Raw genomic sequence first — 5,628 nt, 5'->3', positions numbered from 1 at the left:
GTCTCCGCCCCCGAGCGGAGGGGCGGAGACCGGGGCCGGGCCGGTCACGCGACCGCGGCGTGCGCCGCGGCCGCCGCGGGTGGGCCGGGTGCGGGCCGCGCGGCCCGCACCCGCACCGCGGGCTCAGTCCTGGCCGAGCCAGAGGTCGGGCCCGAACACCTCGTAGTGGATGTCGGAGGCCGGCACGCCCTTGCCGAGCAGCTGGGCCCGCACCGCCCGCATGAACGGCAGCGGCCCGCACAGGTAGGCGTGCGTCCCCGGCGCGACCGTCACCCCGGCGAGGTCGACCAGCCCGGCCCGCGCGCCCTCCGGCGCGTCCGCCTCGTACCACAGGTGCAGCGACGCGTCGGCCAGCTCGGCCACCGCCGCCTCCTGGTCCGCGCGCAGCGCGTGCGTCGCGGGGGACCGGTCCGCGTGCACCACCGTCACCGCGCCCTTGTGCCCGGACCGCGCGAGGTGCCCCAGCATGGCCGCGACCGGGGTGACCCCGATGCCCGCCGAGGCGAGCAGCAGCGGAGCGTCCGTGTCCGTGATCACCAGGTCGCCGAAGGGCGCCGAGACCCGCAGCACGTCGCCCTCGCGGACCTCGGCGTGCAGGTGGTGGGAGACCTCGCCCGCCGGCGCGCTCCCGTCCCCGGCGACCCGCTTGACGGTGATCTGCCGCAGCCCGGCCCCGGGCGCGGCGGACAGGCTGTACTGCCGGATCTGGTGCGCCCCGTCCGCCAGCTCCACCTGCACCGACACGTACTGCCCGGCCCTGGAGGCCGGCACCGGCCGCCCGTCGGCCGGCCGGATCCTGAAGGTGGCCACGTCGGGGGTCTCCTCGACCCGCTCGACGACCTCCCACTCCCGCCACTCGTGGGCGCCCTGCTCCTCGTAGAGCCGCTTCTCGACGGCGATCAGGGCGTTGGCCATCAGCCAGTACACCTCGTCCCAGGCCGCCGCCACCTCGGGCGTGACGGCCTCGCCGAGCACCTCCACGATCGCCGCGAACAGGTGCTCGTGGACGATGTCGTACTGGTCGGGCCGCACGCCCAGCGAGGCGTGCTTGTGGGCTATCCGGGAGAGCATCGCGTCCGGGCGCTCGTCGGGACGGTCCACCAGGTACGTGGCGAACGCGGCGATGGAACCGGCCAGCGCCTGCTGCTGGGTCCTGGACGCCTGGTTGCCGCGGTTGAAGAGATCGCGCAGCAGCACGGGGTGGGCCGTGAACATGCCGTCGTAGAAGCGCGTCGTGATCTCGTTGATGGCGGCGCCGACGGCGGGAAGGGTCGCCCGCACGGTGGCGGCGGACTGCTCGGACAGCATGGAAGCCTCCTGGATGCCTCGATCTGGCAAGCAGGACGCTAGTGAAACTTGCATCTGAAATGCAAATTAAGTGTGGGGGGATGTGGGGAATCCGTGACGGACCCTCTCCGGAGGGGGGCGGAGGTCGGGTATGGCGACCCCGGAGGCAAGATGACAGGCTGGAGCCGAGGCGGACGCCGGCGCGCCGACCGCCCGCAACGCAGGCGAAACCCACATGTGGTGGTATGGGCCAGGCGGCCGGATCAAGAAGATGGGGAAGCACACACATGGACAAGCAGCAGGAGTTCGTGCTCCGTACGCTCGAGGAGCGCGACATCCGGTTCGTACGCCTGTGGTTCACGGACGTGCTGGGCTTCCTCAAGTCCGTCGCCGTGGCCCCGGCGGAGCTGGAACAGGCCTTCGACGAGGGCATCGGCTTCGACGGCTCCGCCATCGAGGGCTTCGCCCGGGTGTACGAGTCCGACATGATCGCCAAGCCGGACCCGTCGACCTTCCAGGTCATCCCGTGGCGCGCCGAGGCCCCGGGCACGGCGCGGATGTTCTGCGACATCCTGATGCCGGACGGCTCCCCGTCCTTCGCCGACCCGCGCTACGTGCTCAAGAGGGCCCTGGCCAAGGCGTCCGACCAGGGGTTCACCTTCTACACCCACCCCGAGATCGAGTTCTTCCTCCTGAAGAACAAGCCGACCGACGGCACGGCGCCCACCCCCGCCGACTACTCCGGCTACTTCGACCACACCCCGCAGAACGTCGGCATGGACTTCCGCCGCCAGGCGATCACCATGCTGGAGTCGATGGGCATCTCCGTCGAGTTCTCCCACCACGAGGGCGGCCCCGGCCAGCAGGAGATCGACCTCCGCTACGCCGACGCGCTCTCCACCGCCGACAACATCATGACGTTCCGTCTGATCATGAAGCAGGTCGCGCTCGAGCAGGGCCTCCAGGCCACGTTCATGCCCAAGCCGTTCTCGGAGTACCCCGGCTCCGGCATGCACACCCACCTCTCCCTCTTCGAGGGTGACCGCAACGCCTTCTACGAGTCCGGCGCGGAGTACCAGCTCTCCAAGGTCGGCCGCTCCTTCATCGCCGGCCTGCTCCGCCACGCCGCCGAGATCTCCGCGGTCACCAACCAGTGGGTCAACTCCTACAAGCGCATCTGGGGCGGCTCCGAGCGCACCGCCGGCGCGGGCGGCGAGGCCCCCTCCTACATCTGCTGGGGCCACAACAACCGCTCCGCCCTGGTCCGCGTCCCCATGTACAAGCCCGGCAAGACCGGCTCCGCCCGGGTCGAGGTCCGCTCCATCGACTCCGGCGCCAACCCCTACCTCACCTACGCCGTCCTCCTCGCCGCTGGCCTGCGCGGCATCGAGCAGGGCTACGAGCTGCCGCCGGGCGCCGAGGACGACGTCTGGGCCCTCTCCGACGCCGAGCGCCGCGCGCTGGGCATCGAGCCCCTCCCGCAGAACCTCGGCGAGGCGCTCTCCCTCATGGAGCGCAGCGACCTCGTCGCCGAGACGCTGGGGGAGCACGTCTTCGACTTCTTCCTCCGCAACAAGCGGCAGGAGTGGATCGAGTACCGCTCCGAGGTCACCGCGTTCGAGCTGCGCAAGCACCTGCCGGTGCTGTAGCCGCGGGCCAGGTCTGGCATCACGTCACGCGAGGCCGGGGGCCGGTGGCCGATCGACCGCCGGCCCCCGGGCGTTGGCGGCGCCCGTCAGCCGCCGCCCCGGGCCGCCCCTGAGCGGTGGAGGCGGAAGGCGGCCTCGTGGAGCAGGTCGTCGATGCGGTGGCCGCGCAGGTCGGCGACGCGGGTGGCGGACCGAACGGCATGCACGAGCGTCCGGACGGCGAAGAGCAGTTCCGCCGGAGAGACCGCCGGGTCGCGTACCAATTCCCGGGCTCTGACCGCGTCCTCGCGCGCTGTGGCCAACAACGTCTCCTCGTGGGTGTCGGCGAGCGCGTTCACCATGCCGTTTCCGTAGGTGGTGTACGCCGGTCTGCCGTCGGCTTCCTGCCATGGGAGCTCGCGCAGCGGCTCGCAGGAGCCGTCAGGCCGGTAGATGCACTGGGACATGTCATTTGCTCCGGTTCGGCGAGTGGCCGCGCCCTCGGATTCTGCAACGTCACGAGAGCACATCGGATCAGAGATATACCATGGTGTGCCATGGTGTGCCATGGGCTGCCGATGCGGCCAGTGGTGCACCGCGCGACGCTGGGCTCATGGCTGAGTACGAATGGCAGCGGATCGCGCGGGAGATCGAACAGGAGATCGCCGCGGGGCGCATTCCGCGCGGGGGCGCCCTACCGGGCATCGTCCGTATGGCCGAGCAGTACGGCGTCGCGGATCGCACGGTGCGCCGGGCGCTCCAGGACCTACGTGAGCGCGGCTTGATCGAGACGCTCCCACACAAGGGGTCGTTCGTCGTCGGCCTGCCCGAGGCGTAGTATCGCGACGCTGCGGGCCATGCCTTCTGCCGGGCACTTCCCCGCCTTCGTGGGCACAATCGCCGCCCTGGGAAGAAGTCGGACAGGCCGGGTCGTACGGGCAGTTCGTCGCCCAACCCCGGAGCGAGGGCGTCGGTTTCCGGCACGGCGTGGAGGGACGGCGGAGCACCACTGTGTTCCGGCCAACTTGCCCCCGGTTCGAGGTGGGCGGGCCCGCCGAGTCGGCACCGCCCTGTGACGGCCGGGCCGTCGACTGCCGCACGAGCAGACGGAAACCGCGGCGGACCGTGGCGGCGAACTGCCGGCCGGCCGCCTCGTCGAGCCGCTCCACGCAGGTACGACTCAAGTCGGCGGGGCCGTCGAGCACATGCCGGGAGGCTCTCAGGCCTCGCGGGGTGGTTCGGTGCCTCCGGACGCAGCGCCTCACGAGGCGACTCGCGCCGTGCTCATCGATGGCCGAGGAACGTCAAAGCGGCTGGAACTATGTCGAGTTGTGCTGCGTCAGTGATTAATGTCGACTGTGATTGGCATGACCGCTGCCGGGCTACGAGGGTGAGTGGACTGCCGTGGCAGGTCTGGAGCGGTCTTCGTGGTGGCCTGATCGGGGGAGGTTTCGTGAAGTTCGACATGGGTGCGCAGACGCTGTCGACGCTGCAGCGTGACTCGCGTGGTTCGAGTGAGGACCTGGGCGCGCTGGTGCGTCAGCTGGTGCAGGCGGTGCAGCCGTTGGAGGGCAAGTTCAACGGTCAGGGCCGGGTGATGTTCGACCAGTTCAAGGCGCGGGCGGACCAGATCGCCGCGGACCTGAACAGTTCGCTGGGCGCGATCCTGGGTGGTCAGGCGGGGATGGACTCGGCGTTCGCCTCGGGTGACCAGGAGCAGGGTGACAACGCGCGGCAGCAGATGTCGGCGGCCAACTTCGACGCGGCGCGCTTCCGCTGATCCGCGTACCGGGGCGCGGCAGCTGCCGGCGTCTTGGGGCTTGTTCTTGTCTGCTTCGTCTTCCGGGGAGTGATTCGTGATGGCGGGTGCGGGCGCTGATCGCCGTTCCTACGATTCGGGCGCGTCGTCGGACGCGCAGGCCAACATCCAGGCGGTGGTGGGCCGGCTGGAGGGGCTGCTCACGCAGCGGGAGAGCCAGGTGAAGGCGGCGATGGCGGACTTCGTCGCCGACGGTGTGGCGGAGGAGTACCACGGCAAGGAGCAGCGGTGGATCAGTGCCTCGCAGGAGGTGCGGAACATCATCGCGTTGCTGAAGTCGACGCTGGAGCAGAACGACGGCACGGCGCAGTCGACGCTGCAGCGGGCGAAGGCCGCGGTCGACAACATCGGCTGAATGGCCGGGTGTTGTCCGGTCGGTGGGCAGGCAGTAGGTAGCAGACCGTAGGCATGACGGGGGTTTTCGGTGCCCAGCTGGGATCTGACGCCGCAGGGGATCTCGCAGGTTCTGAAGACGACGGGTGAGACGGCGTCGTCGATGGAGGGTTACGCGAAGTCGTTCGGTGAGCATCTGCAGTCGGCGGCGGCCAGCGCCGGCACCATTTCCGCCGAGGGCGGGGGCGGGGGTGAGCAGGCCGGCGGTCTGGTCGCGCTGGCTTTGTCGCAGTACGCGGAGAAGGCGGCGAAGGAGCTGCAGTTCGTCGCGGCGCGGGCGGGGAAGTCGCTGACGGGTGCGGTGGAGGCGACGACCGCCTACCTGAACGGTGATCTGGAGATGGCGGCGCAGGCGCAGCGCAGGGCGTTGCAGGTGCCGGAGCTGGACATGCCGGGGGTGGGGAAGGCGTGATCCAGCCGGGGCGGATACCGCAGTTCACCGGGGACCTGGCGCAGCTGGAGACGGATTACGCGGCGCTGAAGACCGACGCCGGGAATGTG

The 5,628-nt window shown here is 70.4% G+C and carries 7 protein-coding genes; 5 read left to right on the top strand and 2 right to left on the bottom strand.

The features are described 5' to 3' along the window. Positions 1-123 precede the first annotated feature (123 nt). The gene (locus A2U95_RS15460) at positions 124-1,308 is read right to left on the bottom strand and encodes a globin domain-containing protein (RefSeq protein WP_166022926.1); all 1,185 of its coding nucleotides are present in this window, start codon (positions 1,306-1,308) and stop codon (positions 124-126) included. 266 nt (positions 1,309-1,574) lie between these two features. Between A2U95_RS15460 and A2U95_RS15455 the strand changes: the two genes are divergently transcribed. Next, positions 1,575-2,936: a glutamine synthetase family protein gene (locus A2U95_RS15455; protein ID WP_166022924.1), complete on the top strand. Its 1,362-nt coding sequence runs from the start codon at positions 1,575-1,577 to the stop codon at positions 2,934-2,936. Positions 2,937-3,022: 86 nt separating this feature from the next. Here A2U95_RS15455 and A2U95_RS15450 read toward each other — a convergent pair whose 3' ends face one another. Next, a complete protein-coding gene (locus A2U95_RS15450; RefSeq protein ID WP_166022922.1) occupies positions 3,023-3,382 on the bottom strand; it encodes a hypothetical protein in 360 nt (119 codons plus the stop codon). Positions 3,383-3,528: 146 nt separating this feature from the next. Between A2U95_RS15450 and A2U95_RS15445 the strand changes: the two genes are divergently transcribed. From A2U95_RS15445 to A2U95_RS15430, 4 genes are all read left to right on the top strand, one after another. Continuing rightward, positions 3,529-3,753 carry a winged helix-turn-helix domain-containing protein gene (locus A2U95_RS15445; RefSeq protein ID WP_166022920.1) on the top strand — a complete coding sequence of 75 codons (225 nt, stop codon included), beginning with the start codon at positions 3,529-3,531 and terminating at the stop codon, positions 3,751-3,753. A gap of 615 nt (positions 3,754-4,368) precedes the next feature. Further along, a complete protein-coding gene (locus A2U95_RS15440) occupies positions 4,369-4,695 on the top strand; it encodes a hypothetical protein (protein ID WP_166022919.1) in 327 nt (108 codons plus the stop codon). Positions 4,696-4,774: 79 nt separating this feature from the next. Beyond that, positions 4,775-5,089 carry a pore-forming ESAT-6 family protein gene (locus A2U95_RS15435; protein ID WP_166022917.1) on the top strand — a complete coding sequence of 105 codons (315 nt, stop codon included), beginning with the start codon at positions 4,775-4,777 and terminating at the stop codon, positions 5,087-5,089. Positions 5,090-5,158: 69 nt separating this feature from the next. Then, entirely contained in the window at positions 5,159-5,539 is a 381-nt protein-coding gene (locus A2U95_RS15430) for a DUF6507 family protein (RefSeq protein WP_166022915.1), read from the top strand. The last annotated feature ends 89 nt before the right edge of the window (positions 5,540-5,628 follow it).

This window comes from Streptomyces chilikensis, from assembly GCF_001642695.1.
GTDB classification, from domain to species: Bacteria; Actinomycetota; Actinomycetes; order Streptomycetales; family Streptomycetaceae; genus Streptomyces; species Streptomyces chilikensis.
This window is presented reverse-complemented; position numbering and strand designations above follow the sequence as displayed.